The organism is Minwuia sp. IMCC3009 (assembly GCF_029909415.1).
Classification (GTDB): domain Bacteria; phylum Pseudomonadota; class Alphaproteobacteria; order Minwuiales; family Minwuiaceae; genus Minwuia.
Map to the genome: position 1 here is coordinate 1,609,572 of NZ_CP123781.1, position 25,001 is coordinate 1,634,572.

General features: G+C 64.6%; 26 protein-coding genes and 1 riboswitch. Of the genes, 9 read left to right on the top strand and 17 right to left on the bottom strand.

All coding sequences use genetic code 11. The features are described from left to right. Positions 1 to 327 precede the first annotated feature (327 nt). A complete protein-coding gene (locus QGV55_RS07625) occupies positions 328 to 1,329 on the bottom strand; it encodes a hypothetical protein (RefSeq protein WP_281017430.1) in 1,002 nt (333 codons plus the stop codon). Between the two features lie 79 nt (positions 1,330 to 1,408). On the opposite strand from QGV55_RS07625, the gene QGV55_RS07630 reads away from it, so the two are divergent. After that, the gene (locus QGV55_RS07630; RefSeq protein WP_281017429.1) at positions 1,409 to 2,488 is read left to right on the top strand and encodes an LLM class flavin-dependent oxidoreductase; all 1,080 of its coding nucleotides are present in this window, start codon (positions 1,409 to 1,411) and stop codon (positions 2,486 to 2,488) included. A 7-nt stretch (positions 2,489 to 2,495) separates the two neighbouring features. Here the strand turns inward: QGV55_RS07630 and QGV55_RS07635 are convergent, their stop codons facing one another. The 11 genes from QGV55_RS07635 to QGV55_RS07685 all read right to left on the bottom strand — a co-directional run bounded on the left by QGV55_RS07635 (position 2,496) and on the right by QGV55_RS07685 (position 11,974). Then, the gene (locus QGV55_RS07635; protein ID WP_281017428.1) at positions 2,496 to 3,998 is read right to left on the bottom strand and encodes a carboxypeptidase M32; all 1,503 of its coding nucleotides are present in this window, start codon (positions 3,996 to 3,998) and stop codon (positions 2,496 to 2,498) included. After that, complete coding sequence (locus QGV55_RS07640) at positions 3,995 to 4,702, bottom strand: SURF1 family protein (protein ID WP_281017427.1); 708 nt, start codon at positions 4,700 to 4,702, stop codon at positions 3,995 to 3,997. Before QGV55_RS07640 ends, QGV55_RS07635 begins: the two co-directional genes overlap by 4 nt. A 43-nt stretch (positions 4,703 to 4,745) precedes the next feature. Further along, complete coding sequence (locus QGV55_RS07645) at positions 4,746 to 5,315, bottom strand: hypothetical protein (protein WP_281017426.1); 570 nt, start codon at positions 5,313 to 5,315, stop codon at positions 4,746 to 4,748. Then, complete coding sequence (locus QGV55_RS07650; RefSeq protein ID WP_281017424.1) at positions 5,299 to 5,664, bottom strand: DUF983 domain-containing protein; 366 nt, start codon at positions 5,662 to 5,664, stop codon at positions 5,299 to 5,301. The genes QGV55_RS07645 and QGV55_RS07650 overlap by 17 nt, the downstream gene beginning before the upstream one ends. A 124-nt stretch (positions 5,665 to 5,788) precedes the next feature. After that, positions 5,789 to 6,625, bottom strand: coding sequence for a cytochrome c oxidase subunit 3 (locus QGV55_RS07655; RefSeq protein ID WP_281017423.1), 837 nt, complete (start codon positions 6,623 to 6,625; stop codon positions 5,789 to 5,791). Between the two features lie 25 nt (positions 6,626 to 6,650). After that, positions 6,651 to 7,241: a cytochrome c oxidase assembly protein gene (locus QGV55_RS07660; protein ID WP_281017422.1), complete on the bottom strand. Its 591-nt coding sequence runs from the start codon at positions 7,239 to 7,241 to the stop codon at positions 6,651 to 6,653. Then, complete coding sequence (locus QGV55_RS07665; protein WP_281017421.1) at positions 7,238 to 7,393, bottom strand: hypothetical protein; 156 nt, start codon at positions 7,391 to 7,393, stop codon at positions 7,238 to 7,240. Before QGV55_RS07665 ends, QGV55_RS07660 begins: the two co-directional genes overlap by 4 nt. A gap of 5 nt (positions 7,394 to 7,398) precedes the next feature. Beyond that, a complete protein-coding gene (locus tag QGV55_RS07670; RefSeq protein WP_281017420.1) occupies positions 7,399 to 8,322 on the bottom strand; it encodes a heme o synthase in 924 nt (307 codons plus the stop codon). Positions 8,323 to 8,360: 38 nt separating this feature from the next. Continuing rightward, on the bottom strand, positions 8,361 to 9,980 hold the full coding sequence (gene ctaD / locus QGV55_RS07675) for a cytochrome c oxidase subunit I (protein WP_281017419.1): 1,620 nt from the start codon (positions 9,978 to 9,980) through the stop codon (positions 8,361 to 8,363). 41 nt (positions 9,981 to 10,021) lie between these two features. Beyond that, on the bottom strand, positions 10,022 to 10,843 hold the full coding sequence (coxB, locus tag QGV55_RS07680; protein WP_281017418.1) for a cytochrome c oxidase subunit II: 822 nt from the start codon (positions 10,841 to 10,843) through the stop codon (positions 10,022 to 10,024). Positions 10,844 to 11,053: 210 nt separating this feature from the next. After that, on the bottom strand, positions 11,054 to 11,974 hold the full coding sequence (locus QGV55_RS07685) for a LysR family transcriptional regulator (protein ID WP_281017417.1): 921 nt from the start codon (positions 11,972 to 11,974) through the stop codon (positions 11,054 to 11,056). A gap of 103 nt (positions 11,975 to 12,077) precedes the next feature. Here QGV55_RS07685 and QGV55_RS07690 point away from each other — a divergent pair, with 103 nt between their 5' ends. Further along, on the top strand, positions 12,078 to 13,076 hold the full coding sequence (locus QGV55_RS07690; RefSeq protein ID WP_281017416.1) for an NAD-dependent epimerase/dehydratase family protein: 999 nt from the start codon (positions 12,078 to 12,080) through the stop codon (positions 13,074 to 13,076). Here the strand turns inward: QGV55_RS07690 and QGV55_RS07695 are convergent. Next, positions 13,037 to 14,380: an amidase gene (locus tag QGV55_RS07695; RefSeq protein ID WP_281017415.1), complete on the bottom strand. Its 1,344-nt coding sequence runs from the start codon at positions 14,378 to 14,380 to the stop codon at positions 13,037 to 13,039. The genes QGV55_RS07690 and QGV55_RS07695 overlap by 40 nt on opposite strands. Before the next feature lie 106 nt (positions 14,381 to 14,486). On the opposite strand from QGV55_RS07695, the gene QGV55_RS07700 reads away from it, so the two are divergent. The 3 genes from QGV55_RS07700 (at position 14,487) to ribB (ending at position 17,711) form a co-directional block, all read left to right on the top strand. Beyond that, positions 14,487 to 15,638: a cyclic nucleotide-binding domain-containing protein gene (locus QGV55_RS07700; RefSeq protein WP_281017414.1), complete on the top strand. Its 1,152-nt coding sequence runs from the start codon at positions 14,487 to 14,489 to the stop codon at positions 15,636 to 15,638. A 107-nt stretch (positions 15,639 to 15,745) separates the two neighbouring features. Further along, positions 15,746 to 16,627: an alpha/beta hydrolase gene (locus QGV55_RS07705; protein ID WP_281017413.1), complete on the top strand. Its 882-nt coding sequence runs from the start codon at positions 15,746 to 15,748 to the stop codon at positions 16,625 to 16,627. 89 nt (positions 16,628 to 16,716) lie between these two features. Beyond that, positions 16,717 to 16,899, top strand: a riboswitch (FMN riboswitch). Between the two features lie 152 nt (positions 16,900 to 17,051). Continuing rightward, positions 17,052 to 17,711 (top strand): 3,4-dihydroxy-2-butanone-4-phosphate synthase, encoded by a 660-nt coding sequence (gene ribB, locus QGV55_RS07710; protein WP_348637716.1) that lies wholly within the window; start codon positions 17,052 to 17,054, stop codon positions 17,709 to 17,711. A 36-nt stretch (positions 17,712 to 17,747) separates the two neighbouring features. Here ribB and QGV55_RS07715 read toward each other — a convergent pair whose 3' ends face one another. From QGV55_RS07715 to QGV55_RS07725, 3 genes are all read right to left on the bottom strand, one after another. Further along, positions 17,748 to 18,965 (bottom strand): multidrug effflux MFS transporter, encoded by a 1,218-nt coding sequence (locus QGV55_RS07715; protein WP_281017411.1) that lies wholly within the window; start codon positions 18,963 to 18,965, stop codon positions 17,748 to 17,750. Positions 18,966 to 19,109: 144 nt separating this feature from the next. Continuing rightward, positions 19,110 to 20,588 carry a M48 family metalloprotease gene (locus tag QGV55_RS07720; RefSeq protein WP_281019878.1) on the bottom strand — a complete coding sequence of 493 codons (1,479 nt, stop codon included), beginning with the start codon at positions 20,586 to 20,588 and terminating at the stop codon, positions 19,110 to 19,112. Positions 20,589 to 20,598: 10 nt separating this feature from the next. Beyond that, complete coding sequence (locus QGV55_RS07725; protein ID WP_281017410.1) at positions 20,599 to 21,399, bottom strand: thermonuclease family protein; 801 nt, start codon at positions 21,397 to 21,399, stop codon at positions 20,599 to 20,601. Positions 21,400 to 21,496: 97 nt separating this feature from the next. On the opposite strand from QGV55_RS07725, the gene QGV55_RS07730 reads away from it, so the two are divergent. Continuing rightward, positions 21,497 to 22,015 (top strand): acyloxyacyl hydrolase, encoded by a 519-nt coding sequence (locus tag QGV55_RS07730; protein ID WP_281017409.1) that lies wholly within the window; start codon positions 21,497 to 21,499, stop codon positions 22,013 to 22,015. A 27-nt stretch (positions 22,016 to 22,042) separates the two neighbouring features. Here QGV55_RS07730 and QGV55_RS07735 read toward each other — a convergent pair whose 3' ends face one another. After that, a complete protein-coding gene (locus QGV55_RS07735; RefSeq protein ID WP_281017408.1) occupies positions 22,043 to 22,660 on the bottom strand; it encodes a rhomboid family intramembrane serine protease in 618 nt (205 codons plus the stop codon). A 136-nt stretch (positions 22,661 to 22,796) separates the two neighbouring features. On the opposite strand from QGV55_RS07735, the gene QGV55_RS07740 reads away from it, so the two are divergent. The 3 genes from QGV55_RS07740 (at position 22,797) to QGV55_RS07750 (ending at position 25,001) form a co-directional block, all read left to right on the top strand. Then, entirely contained in the window at positions 22,797 to 23,972 is a 1,176-nt protein-coding gene (locus tag QGV55_RS07740; protein WP_281017407.1) for an iron-containing alcohol dehydrogenase, read from the top strand. 81 nt (positions 23,973 to 24,053) lie between these two features. After that, positions 24,054 to 24,494, top strand: coding sequence for a MarR family transcriptional regulator (locus QGV55_RS07745; protein ID WP_281017406.1), 441 nt, complete (start codon positions 24,054 to 24,056; stop codon positions 24,492 to 24,494). A gap of 90 nt (positions 24,495 to 24,584) precedes the next feature. Beyond that, a complete protein-coding gene (locus QGV55_RS07750; RefSeq protein ID WP_281017404.1) occupies positions 24,585 to 25,001 on the top strand; it encodes a DUF4864 domain-containing protein in 417 nt (138 codons plus the stop codon).

The following is a 25,001-nucleotide window of genomic DNA, read 5'->3' on the forward strand; positions in this document are numbered from 1 at the left end:
TGGGGGTCACAAGGCGAAGATCCTGCCAGACTCATGACCGAGTCTTGTTCTCGGGTTCGATCCGGTTATCCAGGTGTGCCGCTCGGGCGTGGGCAACTGGGCTCGCGGATCGAGTCCGCGAGCGACGTCAATGAGTGTATGGGTACAGGTGAACTAACTGCCACCCCGCACCACCAACGTCTTGCCCGGACTTGATCCGGGCATCCAGAAGTGCCACTCAGGGGTGCGCGAACTGGCTTGAGAATCGGTACTGCGAGCGACATAGAGAAACAGAAGTAGCGGAGAGGAACGACCGGGCGTCCCTCCGCCTCAGGACCCTTTCCGACCCTACTCCCCGTCGCCGAAATGCTCTTCCGTTGCCGTTCCCGCATTGCGGATCTGTTCCGCCGCGCCCGAGAACAGGGCTGCGAGTTGCTCGAACCTCGCCGCCTCGCTGCCCCGGTCATCAGCGAAAGCGGGGTTGTCGATGCGGTGGGTCAGCATCTCCCGTCCCATCCAGGCCACGTGACGGGCATATTCCTCGGTCACCACATGGTGCGGGTCGGCGAGATAGAGCTGGTCGTAGCGGGTGAAGTCGGGAAAGCCGATCTCCGCCGGGACATATCCGTTCACCATGGTGATGCGCTCCGCCGCCTCCCGCAGCCCCTTGGCCCGGTGCACCACCATATTGCCCTGCTGCAGCACGGCATAGCCGGGGCCGGGCAGGGCGGGGGAGACGATCCGGCCGGCCGGGATCGGTTTCCCGGCCTCCGCCAGCGCCTTCATCTCGTGCTTCGTGCCGTTGAAATACTGGAACTCCCCGCCCTGGACGGCGCGCGGGTCGGTCACGAACATCACATAGTCGATGCGCAACGTGTCGGTGTGCCACTTGTCCACGTTCCGCCCGACCTGGGTCGGGTTGAAGTTCAGGTGGCCAAGCTGGTGCGGGATGGTGTGCGGCAGCAGCGGCGCACCGAAGACCTTCGACAGGAAGGCGTTCACATCCGGCGACTGGCAGAGGTCGCGCAGGAAGCGCGAGCGGTAGGTGCCGCCCCGGACCATCCGCTCGATCCGTTGCACCGAGGTGGCGAAGGGCGCCAGTTGCCGCGCCACCTCCAGCAGGCAAGCCGCGCCCTCGTCGCTCAGCACCCGGAACGGCGATGTGATGGCGAGGTCGGACGGGCAGGTGGCGATCTCTGCCTCCTCGTAGCCAAGATCCGCAAGGCCGATCCGGGACTCGGGCCGTTCCAGCGCCAGATGACGGGCCGCATCGAACTGCGGTTCGCTGGGCAGGTGGTCATATCCTGCGGGCATGAGTGCCGGGAAGGTGAGAGCGTTGGCGATGGGCATGGCTGAATTCTCTTGCTGACGATTGCCAGACACTAGCGCCCCGTCGCAGAGTCGGGGAAGGGAGCGAGGGAGGAAAAACATGAAGATCGGCGGAATGGTCGCGACGAAGATCGACGACTGGCAGATATTTCCGGAGATGGAGAACCTCGGGTTCGATCATGGCTGGGCACCGGACAGCCAGATGATCTGGTCGGATGCCTATGCCACGCTGGCGCTGGCGGCGCATCACACTAGCCGGATCAGGCTGGGGACCGGAGTTGCCATCGCGGGTACGCGCCTGGCCCCCGTCACGGCCCACTCCATCGCCTCCATCAACAGGCTCGCACCGGGGCGGACGTTCCTCGGCATCGGCACGGGGCACACCGCCATGCGGGTCATGGGCGCGCGTCCCGTGAAGGCGAAGGCATTCCGCGACTACCTGCGGGTCGTGCGCGGCCTGCTGCAGGGGGAAGAGGTCGAGCACGAACTGAACGGCGAGACCCGGCCGATCCGCTTTCTCGACCGGGAACTGGAATGCCTGAACCTGGATGATCCGGTGCCGATCTATGTCGGAGCCAACGGCCCGAAGGCGCTGAAGGCCGCCGGGGCCTATGGCGATGGCCGCATCTGTGCGGGCAATGAACCGCTGGGGGTTCTGGCACGCAATCTCGATACCATCCGGGAAGGTGCGGCGGAAGCCGGACGTGAGGTCACGGACGACTTCCACGTGGCGGCGCTGACATTCGCCTGCGTCCTGAAGCCGGGCGAGACGCTGGAGAGCGAGCGGGTGATCGACCATGTAGACTCAGCCGTCGTCTCGACCCTGCACTACTGGTACGAGCTCTATCAGGAATGGGGCCGGGACGATTTCGTCTCCTCGCGGGTACGCGGCGTCTGGGAGGATTATCGCACCTATGTCGAGACCAGCATGCCCGCCGAACGCCGCCACCAGATGCTGCACCGTGGCCACTGTGCCTTCTGCCCGCCGGAGGAACGGCGTTTCATCACGCCGGACATGATCCGCATTGCCGGTGGTCTGGTCGGGGAGCCGGATGAGATCGTGGAGCGGATCGGACAGTTGCAGGCAGCCGGACTGAAGGAAGTCACGCTGTTGCCGCCGCGTGCCTTCATGCGGGAGAACTTTCGCGAGTTCGCCGAGCAGATTATGCCCCGGCTCTGAACCGCGATCAGTTCAGGTAACGGGCCTGCAGGTGCGTCCGGAAGGCATCGGTGGCCAGTGGACCGCCCGTGGCGTCGCTGATGATCTCTCCGGTCGTGGCGTCCAGGCCGCGTGTGTGGACATGCGCGCGGAGCCAGCCCAGCAACTGCGAGAAGTCGCCTGCGCGCACCTGACTGTCGAGATCGGGCAGGGCGGTACGCATGGCCGCCATCAGTTGCGCCGCGGCCAGTGCCCCCAGCGTGTAGGTCGGGAAGTAGCCGATGGCCCCGTCCATCCAGTGGATGTCCTGCAGACAGCCATTGCGGTCGTCGGCGGGCCTGATCCCCACGATGCAGGCCATGCCGTCATTCCAGGCGCCGGGCAGGTCGGCAATCGCGAGATCGCCCGAAAGCAGCGCCTTCTCGATGCCGTGTCGCAGGATGATGTGCAGCGGATAGGTTGTCTCATCCGCATCGACCCGGATCAGACCGCGCTCGACCCGGGTGGTCAGCCGGTTGAAGTTCGCGGTCTCCAGCGCGGGCTGGTCACCGAACGTCTGACGGATCAGGGGCAGGGCGTGGTCGAGGAACGCAGGTCCCCGGCAGAGCTGCATCTCGATGATCAGGGACTGGCTCTCGTGCAGCGCCATGCCGCCTGAACGGCCCACCATGCGATGGCGGTGCGCGACCGGCAGGCCCTGTTCGTAGAGCGCATGTCCGGTCTCGTGCAGGATGCCCATCATGGCCTCCGCGAAACCGTCGGTCGAATAGCGCGTGGTCAGACGGCTGTCGTCGGGAATGCCGCCGGTGAAGGGGTGCAGGCTCTCGTCCAGACGGCCGCGCGTGAAGTCGAATCCCAGTGCGCGCATGAAGCTCTCTCCCAGTTCCTTCTGCATGGCGACGGGGAAGGGGCCTTTCGGCTGCATCGGCTCCGGAGCCTGTGCCTGACGGTCAAGGATCTGCTGCACCATGTCCGGCAGCCAGCTCTTCAGGTCAGCGAAGACCGGCGCGACGTCCGCGTCGCGCAGACCGGGCTCGAACAGTTCCAGTTGTGCGTCGTAGGGGGCGAGCCCCATGGCCGCGCCACGCACCTTTGCCGTTTCCTGCGTCAGGCGGATGACTTCCTGCAGGAACGGCTGCTGCGCGGCAAAGTCATTGGCGGCACGGTTCTGCCGCCAGGCCATTTCAGAGCGCGCGCCGGCACGCTGGGCGGCTTCCACAAGATCGGCCGGAACAGCGGTCTCCAGCAGGAAGGCCCGTCGCATCAGATGCAGATCGCGCGCATCCAGGGGGGCCAGGCTTGCCGATACCTGTTCTGCCTGATCCAGCAGGTCCGAGGTCTCGGTGGCGACCAGGATCTCGCGGGCCATGCGGGTCAGTTCGGCGATCTGGTCGGTGCGGGCGTCCGCGGCACCGTCCGGCATCAGGGTGGAGCGGTCCCAGTAGAGCATGGCCAGCGCATCCTCGATCAGGCTGCGGCGGCGGAAGCGGTCCTTCAGGCTGGCCAGGGCGTCTGTCTGCATGGTGGTCATTCCGATCTTCTCTCCCGCCCGCGCGCGAAGCCCATCATCGCGTAGATGACGGTCATGATCACGGCCATGCTGTACCAGGTGAAGGCATATTCCAGATGGTTGTTGCGCAGGCTGAACGACGGCGGTGCCGCGTCAGGCCAGGCCAGTTCGCTGCTGCTCTGGACCAGATAGACCTGTTGCAGCGGCACACCGGCACGGGCCTGCATGGCCTCTAGGTCGACGAAGAACCAGATGTTGGTCTCCAGATCATTGTCAGGCACGAACATGGTCTGCTCGCCCTTCAGGCGGACAATGCCGGTCAGCGTCACCTCCCCCTCCACCTGTCCGGCGGGGCGTGACGCAGGATCCTTCAGGTCCTTCGGGATCCAGCCACGGTCCACCACGACGGCGGTGCCATTTTCGCGCAGCAGCGGTGTGAGGACCTGGTAGCCGTTGGTGCCCTGTCGCGGCTGGGCGACGCGATGCGCCTCCGCCTCATGCAGGAAGCGGCCACTGACGCTGACCGACCTGAAACGCCAGGCGGACGGGTCCTGGATGGTCTCGGGCAGGGGCACGGGGGCGTCGTGCATCCGGGCGTCGATGTCGTGTATCAGGTCCAGCTTCCACGCGCGCCGTTCCATCTGCCAGGTGCCGAGCCCCAGCAGGATGATCAGGGACGGGAACCAGGCCAGGGTCAGCCAGATGGAGGGGCGGAAGGATCGCAATTGTCGGGTTCCGTGACAGGTGGTCGGTGTGGCGGTGTCGGAGTCAGGCGGACTGCAGGTCACGCCAGGAAAGCAGCACGGCCAGCCAGAGCATGGTGAGAAACAGCCAGTAGCACGTCAGCACCCAGGCGGCGATGCGGCTACCGGGCGCGGCAGCGAACCGCGGCACGCCAAGCAGGGATGTCAGGATACCCAGGGGCAGCGCCAGCAGGACACCCAGGCCGTGCCAGCCCTCCGCCTGAAAGACAAGCTGTGTCGCGATACCGGAGTGGACGAACATGCTCTCCCCGTGGCGCACCAGTTGCAGCCCGGTGAACAGGACCGACAGCACGGATGTACTGACACAGGCATAGAGCCATCGGTCGACCTCCGTACCGGTCAGCAGCACGAAGGACAGCAATCCGACCGCCATGACCGGGACGAGTGTCAGCAGCCCGAGGCGCGGCCAGTCGAGCACCAGTGCCTGCACGGGCGAACCGGCATGGCTCAGACTGACCCAGTAATCGATCAGCGGCGGCAGGGTGAACAGGGATGTGGCAAGGATCGCGGCGATGGTCAGGATCACGCTGACGAGCGGCAGTCCGCCGAGGCGGCGGCTAATCGACATCGACATCCTGCGATGCCGCGTACTTGAACTGCAGCGCGATCATTGTTGCCTTGAAGGGACGCAGCAGTGCCAGTGACCCACCAAGGATGAATGGCCCCCAAAGTACCACATGAAGCCAGAGCGGCGGCGTGAACCAGACCTCCACCAGCAGGGCGAGGGTGACGGTGACCGCGCCCATGATCAGGATGATGAAGACGGCGGGGCCATCACCGGAGTTCACGTGGGAATAGTCCAGTTCGCAGACGTCGCAGGCGTCGGCAACCTCCAGGTAACCGCTGAACAGCTTTCCTTCGCCGCATCGCGGGCAACGGGCGGTCAGTCCTGCGCGAAAGGGGGAGACATAGGATTCATTCATGGCCGGACCTGTTCGGATTGCTGGACTGGGTTTGGGGTGGGCGTCTGGAAAGGCTCAGAAAGGCAAGGGGCCGCGCCGACGGTTTCGTCGACGCGGCCCCCTTGATCGTCAGAAGAATGACGGATCAGCCGTGGTAGACCACGCCACCTGAACCGCCCCACCAGTAGATGGCGAAGAACAGGAACAGCCAGACCGCATCAACGAAATGCCAGTACCAGGCCGCCGCCTCGAAACCGAAGTGGTGGTCGGTCTTGAAGTGCCCGCGCATGGCCCGGATCAGGCAGATCAGCAGGAAGATCGTCCCGACAAGCACGTGGAAACCGTGGAAACCGGTCGCCATGTAGAAGGTCGAGCCATAGATGCCGCCGGTGAAGCTGAACGGCGCATGCGCATATTCGTAGGCCTGCACGCAGCTGAAGAGGGCACCCAGGATCACGGTGCAGATCAGGCCGTTCACCAGCCCCTTGCGGTCGCCGGAGACAAGGGCGTGATGCGCCCAGGTCACGGTGGTGCCGGACAGCAGCAGGATGACCGTGTTCAGGAACGGCAGGTGCCAGGGATCAAAGACCTCGATCCCCTCCGGCGGCCAGTGACCGCCCATGGCGTCTGTCGGAAACAGGCTGGCGTTGAAGAAGGCCCAGAACCAGGCGACGAAGAACATGACCTCCGACGCGATGAACAGCACCATGCCGTAGCGGTGATGCAGCTGCACGACCGGCGTGTGATCGCCCTTGTGTTCCGCCTCCGAAATCACGTCCTTCCACCACGCGAACATGGTGTAGAGCACGCCGAGCAGGCCGACCCAGAAGACGATCCCCTCGACCATCCCCTCGCCCTCTGCCGCGTGCATGGACGTGACGGCACCGACGGCCATGATGAAGGCCGAGATCGACCCCACAACCGGCCACGGACTTGGATCTACCAGATGGTAGTCATGATTCTTGGCGTGTGCGTCTGCCATTTTCCAGCTCCCTAACCCTCGCCATTCATTCCTGAACGGCACTCACCTGGATCGTTGACGATTCGGCCTGCTCAGGCGGCCGCTCGAAGAATGTGTAGGACAGGGTGATCAGTTTCACCTCATCCGCGTTGCTGTCGTCTTCCATTTCCGGATCCACGAAGAACTGGACCGGCATGTCGACGGACTGCCCCGGTGCCAGCACCTGTTCGGTGAAGCAGAAGCAGTCGATCTTGTTGAAATAGTACCCGACCTTCAGCGGTGTCACGTTGAAAGTCGCCGTGCCGATCACGGTGCGGTCCGTGTTGTTGGTCGCACGGTAATAGGCGATGGCGGTCTCGCCGGTGCGCAGCTTCAGCTCGCGCTGAACGGGCCTGAAGTCCCAGGGCATGCCGCGCGCCACATTGGCATCGAACTGCACGGTGACCATGCGCTTGCCCAGGTGGTCCGCACCGACATCCGCTTCCTGCGTGGTACCGCCATATCCGGTCACGCGGCAGAACAGGTCATACAGGGGGACCGACGCATAGGATGCGCCGAGCATCAGGCCGGCCATGCCGGCGCAGGCGAGCAGCAGCTTGCAATTGTTCCGGCCGTTGCGCGTGACCTGCTCGCTCATCGACCGATCTCCACGTTCAACTGCGGGATGACGCCGTTGGTCATCTTCACGACGGAACCGACAAAGATGAGAATGACGAATGCGGCCAGTGCCAGGGCAATGGCGCGATTGCGACCATGGCGGCGCTTCTCGTCTTCAGGGGTCAGGGCCATGCCGCTCATCCCGCCTGCATCAGGACAGGGCCGAACGGCAGCAGTGAGAACAGCGCGAACAGGTAGAAGATGGAGAAGCCGAACAGGCGTCCCGCCCAGCGATAGGTTCCCTCCTGCTCCCGCAGCAGCATGAAGGCAATGAACAGGAACGCGGCGCCCAGAAGGGCGGCGCCGACCAGATAGGCCATGCCGCCGACACCCAGGAACAGCGGCGCGAAGGAGGCGGCGAGCATCAGGAAGCTGTAGCCGACGATCTGGCGACGGGTGGATTTCTCCCCCCGGACGACCGGCAGCATGGGCACCCCGGCCTTGGCATAGTCACCGCTGCGGAACAGGGCCAGCGCCCAGAAGTGCGGCGGCGTCCACAGGAAGATCAGCAGGAACATGGTCCATGCGGGCAGTTCGAGGCCGCCGGTGACAGCCGCCCAGCCGATGACCGGCGGAAATGCGCCGGCGGCACCACCGATCACTATGTTCTGCACCGTCAGCCGCTTCAGCCACATGGTGTATATGACGACATAGAAGAAGATCGTGAAGGCAAGCAGGCCCGCAGCGGCCAGATTGACCAGCAGACCCATCGTGAAGACGGAGGCCGCGGACAGGAACAGGCCGAACGTCAGTGCCTCCTGCGGCATGATGCGGCCTTCAGGGATCGGGCGCTGCTGCGTCCGCTCCATGACGGCGTCGATGTCCGCATCGAACCACATGTTCATGGCACCCGACGCGCCCGCACCGACAGCGATGCAGATCAGCGCGATGACCGCCATTGCCGGATGGATGTCGCCCGGCGCCACCACCACACCGATCAGGCCGGTGAAGAGCACGAGCGACATCACCCGCGGCTTCAGCAGGGCGAAATAGTCGCCCGCACTGGCCTGCCGCGAGGCAGCGAGGCTGCCTTCATCGGATGAATAGGTGATGTCGCTCATCATGCTCTACCAATAGCTGGTCGGTTGGTGGGGTTCGATCAGCCCTGCTGGCGCTCACGCACCACGGGCAGATCCTCGTACTGATGGAACGGCGGCGGGGAGGGAAGCGTCCACTCCAGAGTCGTTGCGCCTTCGCCCCACGGGTTGTTGCCGACCTTGCGCTTGGCCATGAAGGCCTCCACAACACCGAACAGGAACACCAGCACACCGACACCGGCGATATAGGAACCGTAGGAGGAAATCTCGTTCCAGCCGGCATAGGCATCCGGATAGTCCGGGATACGGCGCGGCATGCCGGCCAGACCAAGGAAATGCTGCGGGAAGAACAGGATGTTCACGCCGACGAAGGTCACCCAGAAGTGGGCCTTGCCCCAGAATTCCGAGTACATGTAGCCGGTCATCTTCGGGAACCAGTAGTACCAGGCGGCGAAGATCGCGAACACGGCACCCATGGACAGCACGTAATGGAAGTGGGCGACCACGTAGTAGGTGTCATGCATCGCATTGTCGATGCCGGCATTGGCCAGCACCACACCCGTCACACCGCCAAGCGTGAACAGGAAGATGAAGCCGATGGCCCAGACCATGGGCGTGCGGAAGGAGATGGAACCGCCCCACATGGTGGCGATCCAGCTGAAGATCTTCACACCCGTCGGCACGGCGATGACCATGGTCGCCGCGGTGAAGTAGGCCCGCGTGTCCACGTCCAGACCGACCGTGTACATGTGATGCGCCCAGACGACGAACCCGACCACGCCGATGGCGAGCATGGCATAGGCCATGCCGAGATAGCCGAAGACAGGCTTCTTGGAGAAGGTCGAGACGATGTGGCTGATGATGCCGAAGCCCGGCAGGATCAGGATGTAGACCTCGGGATGGCCGAAGAACCAGAACAGATGCTGGAACAGGATCGGGTCACCGCCCATCTCCGCCACGAAGAAGCCGGTACCGAAGTTGCGGTCGGTCAGCAGCATCGTGATGGCACCGGCCAGAACCGGCAGGGACAGCAGCAGCAGGAACGCGGTGATCAGCACCGACCAGGCGAACAGCGGCATCCGGTGCAGGGTCATGCCCGGCGCGCGCATGTTGAAGATGGTCGTGATGAAGTTGATCGCACCCAGGATGGAGGAGGCACCGGCGACATGCAGCGCCAGGATGGCAAAATCCATCGCCGGGCCGGGGTGTCCCAGGCCCGAACTCAAGGGTGGATATATCACCCAGCCCGCGCCGACACCGTCACCACTCGCCGAACCCGGCACGAAGGTGGAAATGACCAGCAACGCCAGGGCGACCGGCAGCAGCCAGAAGGAAATGTTGTTCATGCGCGGGAAGGCCATGTCCGGCGCCCCGATCATCAGCGGCACGAACCAGTTGCCGAAGCCGCCGATCAGCGCCGGCATGACCATGAAGAAGATCATGATCAGGCCATGGGCCGTGATCAGGACGTTGAACAGGTGGTGGTCACCACCAAGGATACCGTTGCCGGGCTCCTGCAGTTCCATGCGCATGGCCATGGACATGCCACCACCGATGATCCCCGCGATGATCGCGAAGATCAGGTACATCGTGCCGATGTCCTTGTGGTTGGTGGAATAGACGAACCGCTTCCAACCGCGCGGATTGCCGTGGCTGTCGACGGATTTGCCGATGTAGCTCATCTTTCGGCCCTTTCTCTAACTAGGTATCCGTTCGCGGCGGATCAGTCTGTGGTGACATGAGCGACATCAACGGACTTGTCCGTGATGCCCATGCTCGCCTGCTGGGTCTGCACCCAGGCGTCGAATTCTTCCTTGGTCACGGCCTTGACCATGATCGGCATGAAGCCGTGGTTGCGACCGCAGAGTTCGGAGCACTGGCCGTAGTACATCCCCGGCTCCTCGATATAAAGGGGCAGGTGGTTGATGCGGCCAGGCCATGCGTCGGTCTTGTGACCGTTGGCGGGAAGCGCCCATGAATGACCGACATCGGCAGAGGTCACGAGGACCTGGATGTTGGTCTTCACCGGAATCACGACCGCCGTATCGGTTGTCAGCAGGCGCGGCTCACCGGGCAGCAGTTCGTCGTCGGCCTTCATGTAGGCCTCGAAGCTGATGTCGCCATGGTCGGGATATTCGTACCCCCAGTACCACTGGTACCCGGTCACCTTCAGCGTCATTTCCGACTCGGCCACATCATCGGACTGGTAGAGCAGCTGGAACGACGGGATGGCGATGATCACCAGGATCAGCACCGGCACGACGGTCCAGACGACTTCGATCAGCGTGTTGTGCGACGTCTTCGACGGCACCGGGTTCGCCTTCTCGTTGAAGCGCACCATCACCCAGATCAGCAACGCCAGCACGAACAGGGTGATCAGCGTGATCACCACCAGCAGGATGTCGTGGAAATCATGCACGCTGTGCATCAGCGGCGATGCGGCTTCCTGCAGGTTCAGCTGCCACGGCGCTGCCTTGCCCATCTCGGCCATGGCCTGTCCCGTCATCGCGAACAGACCCACCATCGTCAGAAAGAAACGTTTCACGCGTTTCGCTCCCTCAATCCATTTGGCATTGGGACCCCGACCCTTCCGGTATCCCAGACCGGCTGCGCACCACCCCAAGCGGTTCGACAGCCAGCAAAAAAGCACGGCAAACTATAGCCGGGCCGGACCTTAGTCCCGAGTCACGCGGCACCACAGGGGCGATATGTCGCATAATCCGGAAGGGGCCTCAAGCCCGCGGAAACCCTCGCTTCACGCCCTGTTTCCGACCCCTGTTTCGGGGGGTGTCGCGCCTCTCAGATAGGCCCTGAATTCCCGGTCCAGATGGGCCGCCATCAGCCTCACCGGCAGGCTGTCACGCATGTCCCCATGCATCGCCCGCCAGACCTCCAGCCGGAAGTTCAGCACGTCGGGCAACACCCGTACCAGACCCGGGTCCTGCGCGGCCAGCGGGACCTGGCAGCCGCCAATGCCGAATCCCGAGCGTATCAGCGCGACCTGTACGGATTCGGTGTCCACGCGAATCGCGAAGTCGTCGCGCTCCACCTCCAGGCCCATGTGGCGCATGGCGCGTTCCAGGTAAGGCGTGGTGTCATACCCGATCACCCGGTGCTGTTTCAGCGCCCCGAAGCTGGTCGGCGTGCCGAACCTGTCGAGGTAGTCCCGATGGGCGAACAGGCCGACCTCGACCGATCCGAGCATGCGCGCCACCAGACCCGTCTGGCTTGGCCGTGCCATGCGGATTGCGATATCCGCTTCCCGCGTCAGCAGGTTCAGGGGCGAATCGGACAGCACCAGTTCGATATCGATCTCCGGGTGACTGTCCCTGAAGCGGGCAAGCATCGGCGGCATGACTTCCGACCCGACGAACTGGCTCACCGTCAGGCGTACCGTGCCCCTGGCTTCACCGGCCGCGCCACTGCTGGCGCGGATCATGGCCGCCGCCGCGGCTTCCATGGCCTCGGCATGGGCCCGCAGCGCCAGTGCGGTCGCTGTCGGCGTCAGCCCGTTCCGCGCCCGGGTGAACAGTGCGGCACCGGTGGCCTGCTCCAACTGGTCAACATGGCGTCCGATCGTCGGCTGGGTCAGGCCAAGCTGCCGTGCCGCAGCAGACAGGGATCCCGTGCGCAGGACGGCGAGAAAGCTGCGGCATGTGTCCCAGGTGAATTCCATACAATATTGTATGGATAAGATGTGTTTTTAGGCAATTATCTTATGGAGCGTGATGCGCCATCTCTCATGCATCGGTTGAAGCGAAGAGAGGGAAACCAGACTCATGACCCGACACATACTCATCATCGGTGCCACGGGTGGCTCGGGCGCGGCGGTGGCTGCAGCCTGCATAGGTCAGGGATGGCAGGTCACCGGACTGACCCGCAGACATGTCGATGACCGCCCGGCCACTTCTGCGATCCGCTGGGTTCAGGGCGATGCGATGCAGGCTGCAGATGTCCTGCGGGCCGCGCAGGGTGTTCACGTGATCTTCCACGGTGCCAATCCCCCCGGTTACCGCAACTGGGCGAAGACGGCGCCGCAGATGCTGCAGAACAGCATTGCCGCCGCCCAGGCAGTCGGTGCGCGCCTGATCCTGCCGGGCAACATCTACAACTTCGGACCGGATGCATTTCCCGTGCTGCGGGAAGACGCGCCGCAGAACCCGGTCAGCGTGAAAGGCGCGGTGCGCAGGCAGATGGAGCAGATGCTCGACGATGCCTGCCACCAGGGTATGCGGGCACTGGTGCTGCGTGCCGGTGACTTCTTCGGGCCACATGCCCCGGCATCCTGGCTGTCGAACGGCATGGTCCGGCCGGGCAAGCCCCCCAGGGTCGTCCGCGATCCCGGTACTGCCGGTGCCGGTCACGCCTGGGCCTATCTGCCCGACTTCGCGGAGACCGTTCTGCGTCTGCTGCAGGCAGAGGAACGGTTGCGGGACATGGAGGTGGTCCACATGGCCGGACACTGGTTCGACGATGGGAGCGACTTTGCACGCGCCGTGGCCGAGGCGGGCAGCGTTCCCGGCGCGAAGGTGAAACCGCTGCCCTGGTGGCTCATTTCCGCGCTTGCTCCGGTGGTGCCACTGTGTCTTGAACTGCGGGAGATGCGCTATCTCTGGCAGAATTCCATTGCGCTGGACAACACGCGGCTGCGCGAACTGATCGGCGCGGAGCCCCATACCCCGCTGGAAGATGCCCTGCGGGATACCATGAACGGACTGGGGTGCCGTGCGGAGCAGGATCAGTCGCGCAGCACCGCCTCCACCCCCGCAGCGATCTGAAACAGGACCCGGTCGTGATTGTGCATGCCTGTCAGCATGAGACCGACCGGAGCCTCCCCCTCCCGGTGGCAGGGCAGGCTGATTGAAGGGCAGTTCAGGAAGTTGCCGACACTCGGGTTTCGCAGGCAAAGCAGGTTCAGCGTCGTATAGGCATCATCGTCCCCGTCGAACGTGCTCAGGGGCGGGGCGATGATCGGTACCGTGGGTGTCAGGATGGCATCGCAGCCGCGCATGGCCAGCGCCACGGACTGCATCATCGCCTGCCGCGCATGCATCAGGTCGATGTAGTCGGCGGCACTGATCGCGGCACCGCGCTGGATGCGTCCGATGACCCTCGGGTCATAGGTTTCGCCACGCCGTTCGATCAGACTCCGGTGCCAGGCGAAGGAGTCAGCCGCCGCGAATCCGCCGGCGGCGTTGAGTCCGGGCAGTTCATCGAGTTCCGGCAGGTGCATGTCGATGATGCGCGCGCCAGCTTCGGTCAGCCGTCGCCGCGCGCCATCCATCGCCGCGGCCACGGTATCGTCCATGCCGTCGAGCACGTAGTTGGTGGGGGCCAGGAACGTCATGCTGCGCGGGTCGCGTGCCAGTTCCGGCTTGCCAGCGCCTCCGGCCAGGATGTCGTCCAGCGTCGCGCAACAATTGACGTTCCGCGCCAGCGGACCAATGGAGTCCAGGGAGTGCGAAAGCGGTGTGGCGCCGGTCAGCGGCACCCGTGCCTGCGTCGGCTTGAAACCGGTCACTCCGCAGAAGGCAGCGGGGATGCGGCAGGAACCGCCGGTATCCGTGCCCAGCGTCGCCGCAGCCATGCCGTCCGCGACACTGACCGCGCCACCGGATGTGGAGCCGCCGGGAATCCGGCCTGTCTGCCGGTCCCAGGGCGACAGGGGCGTTCCATAGTGCGGGTTCAGGCCCAGGCCTGAATAGGCGAACTCCGTCATCACGGTCCGACCGATGATCACCAGTCCGGCGCGCCGCAGTCGGGCGACCGTCGGCGCATCGGCAGCGGCAGGGGCGGTGTCGCTCAGCGCCCTGGAGCCTGCGGTGGTGACATGTCCCTCTTCGTTGAACAGATCCTTGATGGTGAAGGGAATACCCGCGAGGGGACGCACCTCCCGACCCGCCTTGCGCATCGCGTCGATGGCCGCCGCCTCTGCCTGCGCACGCTCCGCATGCAGGGTCATGATGGCGGTCGGACCCTGATCGCGGCGGGCCGCATCGAGGCCGGTTTCCACCAGTTCGGCCGACGTCGTCTCCCCCGCAGCCAGTGCTGCCGCAATTGCTGCCAGTCCCTGCTCAAGCATTCCCTTGTTCCCCCGGTCGTGCACGCCACCGTGCCTGGTGTCGTGTCCGGCCATGATCATGCATGGCCTTAACCGCTTCTCAACTGCTCTGTGTCAGGCTGCTGCCATGTCCAGTTCCTCAGAGCTTCAGGTCCTGATCGCCCGCACTGCGGAAGAAGTCCGGGACATTCAGGAATTGCGCTACCGCGTGCTGGTCGATGGCATGGGGCGCAACGTTGCCTTTGCCGACCGGGGGGCGAAGCGGGTGGATGACCCCAACGACCGGGGGGCGCTGCACATCTATCTGACCCACTCCGGGCGCACTGCCGCCGCCGTTCGGGTCATCGCCGGACCGCTGGCCGACATGCCGTCCCTGGCGCGAGAACGTCTGCCGATGGGGGAATTCTCGGCACTCGTCAATCCGACGGTCTCCCTGACCGAACATCTGGTCGTCGATCCGGAGGTTCCCGACAGCCGCATGACGCGTCTGCTGATGTCCGCCGCCTACAAGATCGCCACGGCGAAGAAGAGCGTCTTCGATTTCACCCATGCCAGTGCCTCCGAAATCGCATTGCTGGAGCGCCTTGGCTATCGCCGCCTGGGCAGCAGTTTCGAGGATGAATCGGGCGGCATGCGGACACCCATGGTGCTGCCCACAGGCGACCTGAGCCACATGGCACAGGTCAGGTCGCCCTATCAGTCCATCGCCCGGACCCTTGACCATGATGCCGACGCGGTGAGCTGGTTCCGTCGCAGGTTCCCGGAGGCTGTCGACAGCGCCCATCCGGCGGCGATGGACGAGGAAGCGTTCTGGGCCATGCTGACACGGAAGCTCAACCAGGTGCCGCATCATGGCGTGCCGCTGCTGGTCGGGCTGGAATATCGTGATGCCTGCAGCTTCCTGAAGCTGGCGACGGTCGTGGGCTGTGCCGAGGACCAGAAGATCGTTGCCAAGGGCGATGTCGGCAACGAACTCTATGTGCTGCTCTCGGGCGCGGTCGAGGTGCGCGACGGCACACGTCGTCTGGCCTCCTTCGGTCGCGGCGCGATCTTCGGCGAGATGGCCTATCTGAACGCGGCCCCCCGGACCGCCGATGTCATCGCGACCGAACCGTCGGAACTGCTGATCCTGACACAGGACACCATGCAGAAGGCGATGGACAGGATGCCCGCCGTCGCAGCGCGCATCCTGCACAACCTTTCCCTGATTCTGGTGGAGAGGCTGCACGAGACCACGACACGCTACGTGAACAACCGCAACCGGCAGGCCGCCGCCTGATCTGCATCGGGCTTGACCCTGCACCCCGCCCGAAACGCTTGGGCGCCTGACGCTTTCCTGCCTATGATTCCGCCCAGGATGCGCTTGCGCCTTTGGGGAGGGACAGAATGAGCAACTGGCGAGACACCGCGCCGGACTGGTTTCGTGCGGCCGTGGATAGCCCATGGGAGCAGCGGTTCGTCGAAAGCGGCGGCGCGAATATCCATTACAGGCTGCGCGGCGCGGCAGGGGCACCGGGCATTGTCCTCTGCCACGGCAATGCGGCGCATTCCGGCTGGTGGGACTTCATCGCCCCGGCCCTCGCGGAGACCCATCGCGTTGCCGCCATGGATTTCGCCGGAATGGGAGATTCGGAGGAGCGGCGCAACGCAACGCCGGAAGGCTTTGCCCAGGACATCGCAAGTGTCATTGCCGACGCCGGTTTCGATGCCCCGCCACTGCTGATCGGTCACAGCTTCGGTGGCGGCATGTCCATGTTCCTGGCTGAGACCCGGCCGGAGCTGATCCGGGCCCTGGTGATGATGGATTCACCGATCTATCCGCCGCCGGAGATCGCCGGGGCACGTCCGGCGCCGCCGAAGATCGCCCCGCGCCGCTATCCGAAGCGGGAGATCGCGCTGGAACGGTTCCGCCTGATCCCGGAACAGCCTGTGGTGAACGCCTGGGCGGTGAACTACATCGCCGACACCGGCATCATGGAGACCGCGCGCGGCTGGATATGGAAGGCCCGGACCAACATTTTCGGGCATCCGGCCTTCGGTGACAGCTACTGGCAGGACCAGCGCGACCGCTTTCCGCGCCTGACCGTGCCGCTGCATGTCGTCTGGGGCACGCTCAGCGCGCTGTGCACGCCGGACACCATGTCCTACATGCGCTCCGTCGCGCCCGCAGGTACCAGCTTCATCGAGATGCCCGACGCCTATCACCACGTCCTGCTCGACCAACCGGAGGAGACCATCCGCATCATCCAGGAGATCGCGGCGGCATGACAGGCTTGCATGGTGCCCTATTGACCGGGCTGCGGTGCCTGATAGCGTTCGGGTGTTCTCCTTCGGGGGAGCAGTGAGTCGAAAATTTGGCTTGATCTCAGGGCAGGGTGAAAATCCCGACCGGCGGTAAGTGCCGGGTCCAGCGATGGACCGGTGCAAAGCCCGCGAGCGCCCGGACAGGGACCGCAGTCTTCTGCGGTCGGGGTCCGGGGTCAGCAGACCCGGTGTGATTCCGGGGCCGACGGTAACAGTCCGGATGGGAGAGATGCAGCCAGCATGTGTCGGAGGGATAGGCGCGCCCGCGTGCCTGACCATCGACCGTGCGTCGCCGGGTGGTGTGCGTGTCCCGTTGTGGGTGCGGCATCCGCGCGACCTGTTGCCCTGAGTCCGGCCGTCACGCCTGGAGGAGGGCAACGTGCAGACACTGGGTTATCAATCATTGCTGGATCAGTTCGGGACCGCCGTCGCGCGCGTCGATGCGGCCATTGCGGCGCTGGGGCAGGGGCGCGGCATCCTGATCGTCGACGACGAGGATCGGGAGAACGAGGGCGACCTGGTCTTCGTGGCGGAGACGGTCAGCGAACGCCAGATGGCCATGCTGATCCGCGAATGCAGCGGCATCGTCTGCCTGCCGATGCGCGGGCATCTGATCGACCATCTGGGGCTGGCCCCCATGGTGACGCGCAACACCTCCCGCATGGGGACGGCCTTCACGGTCTCCATCGAGGCGAAGGAGGGGGTGACGACCGGTGTCTCGGCGGCCGACCGTGTCACCACCGTGCGGGCTGCGATTGCCCCGCAGGCGCGGGCGGCCGACCTTGCCAGCCCGGGCCATGTCTTTCCGCTGCGTGCCGCCGACGGGGGCGTCCGCGTCCGGCGTGGTCACACGGAAGCCTCCGTCGATCTGGCGGAACTGGCAGGGTTCAAGCCCGCCGCGGTGCTGTGCGAACTGGCCAATCCGGACGGCAGCATGGCGCGCCTGCCGGAGATCACCGAGTTCGCCCGTCGCCACGACATGCCGGTTGTTGCCATCGAGGACATGATCCAGTGGATGGATCAGCAGGAGGTCCGGACGAAGGCGTGACAGGTGGTTGAGCCGACGGACTCCGGGGCCTTCTCCTCAGCCTGTCGGCGCGCGCCGTCGACCCTCGACGACGAACACGAAGGTGGCGGCGAGGGTCATGGCCAGCATAACCACCGGATAGGTCAGGATCGGCGCCTGCTCCTGATACAGGCCCACCAGCGCGCTGCCCGCGGCGGCGCCTGCCATCTGCAGGAAACCCATCATCGCGGATGCCGTACCGGCGCGTTCGGGGAAGGACTGCAGGGCATTGGCCATGGCGGTTGGCAGGAAGATGCCGAGACCGGAAACGAAGATCACGATGGCAAGGTTGAAGCCATGCTTGTGAACGATCCCGGCCAGGGGCAGCACGACGCTGATCGCAGTGCCGATGATCAGGACCGCAAGTCCCAGATTGCAGATCGTGACACTGCTGACGCGCCCGGTCAGCTTGCTGACCGTGATGCCTCCGATGACGAATCCGACGGAGGCCAGCGGCGGATAGAAGCCGAACTCCTTCGGTGTCACGCCCAGGATCTCGATATACAGCTTCGGGGAGCCACCGAAGAAGGCGAACATGGCCCCGAAGATGAAGGCATTGGCAAGGGCGTAGCGCCGGAAATGGGCGGAACGCAGCACCACGCCGTAGCCCACGAACACGGACGCCAGATCGAGGCGCGGCATGGGCGTCTTCAGGGTCTCGGGGATGCGGCGCATCATCCATACGAGCACGATGCCCCCGGCGATGCCGGTCAGGACGAATATCCAGCGCCAGCCGGCATATTCCTCGATCAGGCCACCGATGAAGGGCGACATGCCGGGGACCAGGGCGAAGAACATGCTGACCAGCGCCATGACACGCTGCAACTGGTCGCCGTCGAAACTGTCACGCACAACCGCTCGCGCCACCACCAGGCTGGCGGCAGCGCCAACCGCCTGCGTCACCCGCCCGGCGATCAGGATCTCCATGCTGGGTGCGAGCACGCAGACCAGGCAGCCCAGCGTGAAGACGACGGTGCCGTAGATCAGCAGCGGGCGACGGCCAAACCGATCTGAAACTGGCCCGTAGAAAAGCTGCATGACCGCAAACCCGATCAGGTACGCGGTCAGGGTGAGCTGGGCCATGGTGTCGTTGGAGGCGAACTGGTCCCGGATTGTCGGCAGGGAAGGCAGGTAGACATTGGTCGCGAACTGACCGAGTGCCATCAGCGCCGCGAGCAGGGCGATCATCATCGCCGTTGCCTCGATCTTGCCCGGTCGGGCGGCAATATCGGTCATGGAGCTTCCTTCCGGGGGCGGGCGGGCAGGAGGGATGGCACCAGCCAGCAGGACGACTGAGCCAGCGCCTCACATGTGGCGCGTGGCCAGTCCGGTCAAGCACATGGCTGCCGTGCGGATCAGCCCGGAAGCAGGCCTGCGTGACTATTCGCGGATGATCTTGATCCGCTGACCCGCCTGCAGCCCTTCATCGGGGCCGAGCGCATTGATGGCGCGGAAGCGTTCCTCGTCGAAGCGGTCGATGTTCATGCGCGACGCCAGTTCCGAAACCGTGTCTCCGCGCCGCACGGTATAGGCATAGACGCGGAGCGGCCTGTACTCGGCGGCCTGCTTCGGGCTCAGGGAGCGGAAGCTCTGGATCGCATCGTCGAAAGCCCTGGCGTAGCGCCCGGCAACCCGTGTCGGGGCTGCCATCAGAAAGCGGAAGATCTGGCTGTCGGAGAAGCGGATCGCGGCGATCTTCGCCTCGAACTGCTGGCCGTTCTGCGCGGTCATGAAGACCGTCGCAGTGGCGGCCGGGAACCCGCCGATCCGTGTGCTGCGCAGATCACGTCCCCGCGCACCGCGCGCCCACTTGCGGCTGATGTAGTCGGCCATGTCCCGATACTGGGCGACGGCGTTGCGATCGGTCTCCCGGTCAAAGGCGATCCGGGTGCCGTCAGGACCGGCAGCCAGGACGGCGTTGGGCAGATTGTCCAGCTTGAAACCGTCGGGCACGTCGAAGGCGAACCGCATGTTGGGATGCACGAAACGGGTGCCGCGTGCAAAGCCCTGCGCGGGGCTGTCCCCGTAGATCATGCCGGAAATGGCGTTCAGATACTGGTCGCGTCCGGTAACGGGATTCTGGACCGTCGGGCCGACCTTCGCAAGCTGCACGGTGTTGGCGACGCGTTCCGGCGTCTGCGGGTGGGTCTGGAAGAAGTTGAAACCCTGCGCCTCGGCTCCGCTGACCTTCGCCAGCAGGTCACTGTGGCGACCGATCGCCTCCAGCGAATGCGCCATGCCGAGGGTGTTGTAGCCGGTGCGGCCGAGATAGCGGACACCAAGCTGGTCTGCCTCCCGCTCGTTGTCGCGGCTGTAGCTGGCCATGAAGCCCTGCGCGGCCACCTGCCCAAGCTGCGCCACCTGCCGGTTTCCGGTCAGGATGCCGACGCCGGCGGCCAGGATATTGGCAATGGTTCCCCGGGTCTGGCGCCGGGCACCATGCCGGGCCGTGACATGTCCGATTTCGTGCCCCATGACACCGGCGAGTTCCGATTCATCACTCAGCAGGGTCAGCAGGCCACGGGTGACATAGACATAGCCACCCGGCAGCGCGAATGCGTTCACGACAGGTGAATCAAGCAGGGTGAAGGTGAATGTGTCAGCAGGAAGTTCAGCATTCTTCGCAAGACGTTGTCCGATTGAATTGACGTATTCCTTCAACTGGGCATCGCCATATTCACCGCCGAATTCGGCGACGACCTTGGGGTGTTCCTGCGCCCCGATCGCACGCTCCTGCGCGGGCGAGACGGTTGTCAGTTCGCTTTCGCCGGTGGCGGGATTGGTGACTGTAGTGCAGGCGGCGGTGAGGACCATGACCGCCATCGGCAGCCATGTCGCAAGGGGCTTCCAGATACGCATTCTCACGCAACTACTCTCGTTCGGTTTCAACTGCTTCATCCAGCAGCTCGATCTGCTGCGGATGTGTTGCCTCTATCATAGGTCCGTTGCGGGACCGGAGCCAGCCACGCACACGCACCTTTGTTCCGGACCAGGTTGCCGGGTCCAGACCGGCGGCGCGGAACGCCTTCATGGACCGGCGGTCAATCATGGTCGTGTAGTCGGTGCGCCAGTCCTTTCCATGGTTCAGATAGACAGTGCCGCGCACCTCCGCCGCGTCCAGGACGCGTCCCTCTACAAGCTGAAAGGTGCCGACGAGGCCGGAAAGCTGCGCCGGATCGGCCTCGCGCAAGGCATAGAAGGGATGGCTCCAGATGCCGAAGCGGGCGGCGCGGGCGGACTGTTCCAGCGCCAGCATCTCCTCCACCAGAGCCGTGTTGTCAGGGAAGGAGTAGACCCTTGCAAAGCCGAGCCGCAGCATCTCTCCCTGCAGCCAGATGCCACCCTCCGAGACCAGATGCGCCAGGGCGCGGCCGTGGCGGTCCATCTGCCGACCACCGAAATGCGGTGTGAAACGTCGGTTCGCCACCAGCGATTCCAGCGTGACCTTCGCGTCCTCGGCCAGCGGCCAGCTCTGGAAGCCCCTGCGGCCAAGCGGCAGCTTTGGCGCCTGGATGCCGACCATGCGGACCTCCACCCCCGTGTCGAGCACGACCGTGTCGCCATCGACGACCTCCACCACCATACCGGGTTCGCCTGCCGGCAGGGACTGCGGTGATGCGGCGAGAGCGGCAGGCGGGACAATCAGTCCGGCAATCAGCGTTGCCATCATCACGGCCACCGGACCCGGGCACCGTCGCCAGGATTGCGCGAACCATCCTTTGCCCTTACGACTTGCAGCGGACGCGTTGTGGACGAGGGGAATCATCATGTCTGGCATTCAACTGCTTCGGTCGGTTGCATTCGCGCTGATTGTCGCGCTTTTCGCCGGTCCTGCAAATGCAGCTGATCCATCCGAGGATGGACCTCTCTACAGCCTCTCCATCGGTTTCTTCGATGCGATCCAGCGCGAGGACGAGGGGCTGGAGGCCCGGATGGAGTATCGCCATGACAAGGGATTGAGCATTCTCAAGCCTTTCGGCGGCTTCATGGTCAATGACCGTTCCGCAGCGCACGTCTATGCCGGTGTGCTGATCGACTGGTTCCCGTCCGACAACTTCGTCATCACGCCGAGCTTCGCGCCGGGCATCTACATGAAGGGCGACAGCAAGGACCTCGGTTACCTGCTGCAGTTCCGTTCCCAGATCGAGTTCGCCTGGCGTTTTGACGGCGGCACGCGGCTCGGGCTGAGCCTGAACCACATCTCCAATGCCGGGCTCGGCACACAGAATCCGGGTTCGGAGACGATTGCCCTCAGCCTGATCATGCCCGTCGGGAACTGGTGGTGATGCTGGTCTGACCGGTGGTGCGGAGACTCAGCGCCTGATGATGCCCTTCGGCGCGCGGTTCTGCACCGCGTAGCCATAGAGCAGCCCGCAGAACAAACCGCCCAGATGAGCCTCCCACGCCACGCCGGTTCCGCCGGAGAAGGCCATCAGCAGGTTCATGACCACAACGATGCAGACCATGACCATCATCATCCGCGCCCGCGGATCGACGTCCCGGTTCCGGTAGAGCAGCACGGCGGCGGTCCCCATCAGACCATCGACACCACCTGATGCGCCCAGCATCACGCCATTGCCGTTCAGCACCCAGAACGCGAGCGCGCCACCAATGGCACAGAGGCTGAAGATCAGCAGGAACAGTGCGCCGCCCACCGCGCGCTCCACGTAGCTGCCCAGCGCCAGCAGCAGGGCGGCATTGAATCCGACGTGAATCACATCCGCATGGATGAGCGCGTAGGTCAGCAGGGTCCAGTAATAGGGCGCGCCGGCATCCAGGAACGAGGGCACGAAGACCAGCAGGGAGCCGACATCGTTCGCCATGTCATCCGGCATCAGGAAGAAGGCGAGGTGGATCAGCAGCAACAGCCCCGCCAGTCGCAGTGACCATGGCGGCGCATTGAACATCGGTTGGCGTGTGGAGCTTGTCATGGCCCCGATATGGCGGTGATTGCCCTGGATGAGAAGGGAAATGTTCCCTGCCGCCGTCCGGTAGGGGCTGGCTGTTGCGCTGTTCCCTGTGCAAACTGCCGCCCAGATTGAAACATGGACCCGGGGAGGGGTGCAGATGCGCGGTGGTGTGATCCGGTTTTCGGAAATGGAACAGGTCATCTTCGGCCAGGCAGCAGCGGATGCGGTGAAGGCGGAGGCGCTGCGGCTGGACAAGAAGAAGGTCTTCCTGCTGGTCGGCAAGACCATGAACGACACGACCGATGAGGTGGACCGGGTCGCCGCTGCACTCGGTGATCGCTACGCCGGACGCTTTGCCGGTATTCCACCCCATACGCCGCGCGACAAGGTGGTGGAAGCCGCGAATGCCGCGCGCGACGCCGGTGCCGACCTGCTGGTGACCTTCGGCGGTGGCTCCGTCACCGATGCGGGCAAGGTGATGCAGGTCTGCCTGGAACATGGCGTCACCGACATGGCCGAACTGGACGACTACTGCATCGGCACGACCGACGACGGCAAGGTGACGATGCCGGACCTGCGCCCCGCGACAGTCCGCCAGATCACGGTGCCGACGACACTTTCCGGTGGCGAGTTCAACCCGCTGGGCGGCTGCACGGACCCGCGCATCAAGGTGAAGCAGGGATACCGCCATCCCTCGCTTGTGCCGTTGTCCGTCATCCTGGACCCGGCGCCGACCGTCCACACGCCCGAATGGGTCTGGCTCTCCACGGGCATCCGCGCGGTCGATCATGCGGTGGAGGCCATCTGCAGCCCGCAGACCAATGCCTTTTGCGACGGCGCGTCGCTGCATGCCCTGCGGCTGCTGTCTTCCGGGCTGGCGCGCGTGAAGGCCGATCCGTCGGACATGGAGGGGCGGCTGGATTGCCTGCAGGGGGCCTGGCTTTCGATGACGGCCGTGACGGCGGGCGTGCCCATGGGGGCCAGCCATGCAATCGGCCATATCCTGGGCGGCACCTGCGACGTGCCGCACGGCTATACCAGCTGCATCATGCTGCCCACGGTCCTGCGCTGGAACGCGGAGGAGGACACCAACCGGGAACGCCAGAAGATCATCGCCGAAGCACTTGGGCAGCCCGGCGCGGAGGCGGGTGATGTGCTGCATGAACTGATCGACGGACTGGGCCTGCCACGCAGCCTGTCGGCGGTCGGCGTCGGGCCGGACCAGTTCGATGTCGTGGCGAAGAACAGCCTGCATGACCGGTGGCTGCATACCAACCCGCGCAAGGTGAACGGGCTGGATGATGTCATGACCCTGCTCAACATGGCGGCGTGAGGTCGCGGCGACAGGACCTGAACTGATCTGTATTGCGTATTGTCAGCAATGCATACTTTTCAGAATCGGACCTGATCGCTCATGGCGGATGAGCCCCCACTCGGCCGGAACCTGGAGTTCCTGATCAGCGATGTCGCGCGCCTGATGACGCGCGAGTACGACCGCAAGGTACGGGACCTGAACCTCACCCGCTCGCAGTGGTGGGTACTGGTCTTCCTGATCCGCTACGACGGACACAATCAGACCGAGCTGGCGGATGTGCTGGATATCGGCAAGGTGGCGCTGGGCGGTCTGCTGGACCGTCTGGAGGCCAAGGGCTGGGTGGAGCGCCGTCCCGACGCGACCGACCGCCGTGCGAAGCGCGTCTATCTGACGGAGCATGTGAAACCGCTGATCCGGGAGATGCAGGAACGCGGCAAGGAGGTGCATCGCCAGCTGACCAGCGGCATGGCCAAGGATGATCAGGATCGCCTGGTTGCCCTGCTGCAGGACGCGAAGGCGAACCTGGCGTCCGCCAGCTGATCCCTGCGCCGCGACCGGTCAGCCCGGAAAATGTGATCCGCCCTTCGCCCCTGAACGTCTATCATTCAGGGCTTCGTGGAGGAGGATGACATGCGCGCTCTGGCTCTATCGATCGTGATGCTGCTGGCCACGGTGCTTCCCATGCAGGCACATGCCGACGCCGATGCGGAGTCCATCCGCGACGTGATCAACCAGCAGATCGAGGCGTTTCGGGCTGATGACGGGGAGCGTGCCTTCTCCTTCGCCGCGCCGGTCATCCGTTCCAAGTTCGGCACGGCCGACAATTTCATGACCATGGTTCGAACCGGCTACCCCGATGTCTACCGGCCAAGGGCCGTGGAATTCAGGGAACTGAAACGCGATGGCGAGCGGCTGGTACAGGAGGTCTGGTTTCTCGGCACCGGGGGCGATTCGACCATCGGCACCTACATCATGGAACGCCAGGAAGACGGCGTCTGGAAGATCGCGGGGGTCTACATGCGTCGCGCGCCCTCGCTGGGCGCCTGA

Excerpts from the sequence above, each read along its gene's own strand:
- QGV55_RS07730 (WP_281017409.1), top strand. The coding sequence starts at position 21,497 with ATGTCTGGCATTCAACTGCTTCGGTCGGTTGCATTCGCGCTGATTGTC.
- QGV55_RS07695 (WP_281017415.1), bottom strand. The coding sequence starts at position 14,380 with ATGCTTGAGCAGGGACTGGCAGCAATTGCGGCAGCACTGGCTGCGGGG.
- QGV55_RS07685 (WP_281017417.1), bottom strand. The coding sequence starts at position 11,974 with ATGGAATTCACCTGGGACACATGCCGCAGCTTTCTCGCCGTCCTGCGC.
- QGV55_RS07740 (WP_281017407.1), top strand. The coding sequence starts at position 22,797 with ATGCGCGGTGGTGTGATCCGGTTTTCGGAAATGGAACAGGTCATCTTC.
- QGV55_RS07660 (WP_281017422.1), bottom strand. The coding sequence starts at position 7,241 with ATGAGCGAGCAGGTCACGCGCAACGGCCGGAACAATTGCAAGCTGCTG.
- QGV55_RS07630 (WP_281017429.1), top strand. The coding sequence starts at position 1,409 with ATGAAGATCGGCGGAATGGTCGCGACGAAGATCGACGACTGGCAGATA.
- QGV55_RS07625 (WP_281017430.1), bottom strand. The coding sequence starts at position 1,329 with ATGCCCATCGCCAACGCTCTCACCTTCCCGGCACTCATGCCCGCAGGA.
- QGV55_RS07725 (WP_281017410.1), bottom strand. The coding sequence starts at position 21,399 with ATGATGGCAACGCTGATTGCCGGACTGATTGTCCCGCCTGCCGCTCTC.
- QGV55_RS07635 (WP_281017428.1), bottom strand. The coding sequence starts at position 3,998 with ATGACCACCATGCAGACAGACGCCCTGGCCAGCCTGAAGGACCGCTTC.
- QGV55_RS07665 (WP_281017421.1), bottom strand. The coding sequence starts at position 7,393 with ATGGCCCTGACCCCTGAAGACGAGAAGCGCCGCCATGGTCGCAATCGC.
- QGV55_RS07655 (WP_281017423.1), bottom strand. The coding sequence starts at position 6,625 with ATGGCAGACGCACACGCCAAGAATCATGACTACCATCTGGTAGATCCA.
- QGV55_RS07705 (WP_281017413.1), top strand. The coding sequence starts at position 15,746 with ATGAGCAACTGGCGAGACACCGCGCCGGACTGGTTTCGTGCGGCCGTG.
- QGV55_RS07715 (WP_281017411.1), bottom strand. The coding sequence starts at position 18,965 with ATGACCGATATTGCCGCCCGACCGGGCAAGATCGAGGCAACGGCGATG.
- ctaD (WP_281017419.1), bottom strand. The coding sequence starts at position 9,980 with ATGAGCTACATCGGCAAATCCGTCGACAGCCACGGCAATCCGCGCGGT.
- QGV55_RS07745 (WP_281017406.1), top strand. The coding sequence starts at position 24,054 with ATGGCGGATGAGCCCCCACTCGGCCGGAACCTGGAGTTCCTGATCAGC.
- QGV55_RS07690 (WP_281017416.1), top strand. The coding sequence starts at position 12,078 with ATGACCCGACACATACTCATCATCGGTGCCACGGGTGGCTCGGGCGCG.
- QGV55_RS07670 (WP_281017420.1), bottom strand. The coding sequence starts at position 8,322 with ATGAGCGACATCACCTATTCATCCGATGAAGGCAGCCTCGCTGCCTCG.
- QGV55_RS07650 (WP_281017424.1), bottom strand. The coding sequence starts at position 5,664 with ATGAATGAATCCTATGTCTCCCCCTTTCGCGCAGGACTGACCGCCCGT.
- QGV55_RS07645 (WP_281017426.1), bottom strand. The coding sequence starts at position 5,315 with ATGTCGATGTCGATTAGCCGCCGCCTCGGCGGACTGCCGCTCGTCAGC.
- QGV55_RS07720 (WP_281019878.1), bottom strand. The coding sequence starts at position 20,588 with ATGCGTATCTGGAAGCCCCTTGCGACATGGCTGCCGATGGCGGTCATG.
- QGV55_RS07750 (WP_281017404.1), top strand. The coding sequence starts at position 24,585 with ATGCGCGCTCTGGCTCTATCGATCGTGATGCTGCTGGCCACGGTGCTT.
- QGV55_RS07700 (WP_281017414.1), top strand. The coding sequence starts at position 14,487 with ATGTCCAGTTCCTCAGAGCTTCAGGTCCTGATCGCCCGCACTGCGGAA.
- QGV55_RS07735 (WP_281017408.1), bottom strand. The coding sequence starts at position 22,660 with ATGACAAGCTCCACACGCCAACCGATGTTCAATGCGCCGCCATGGTCA.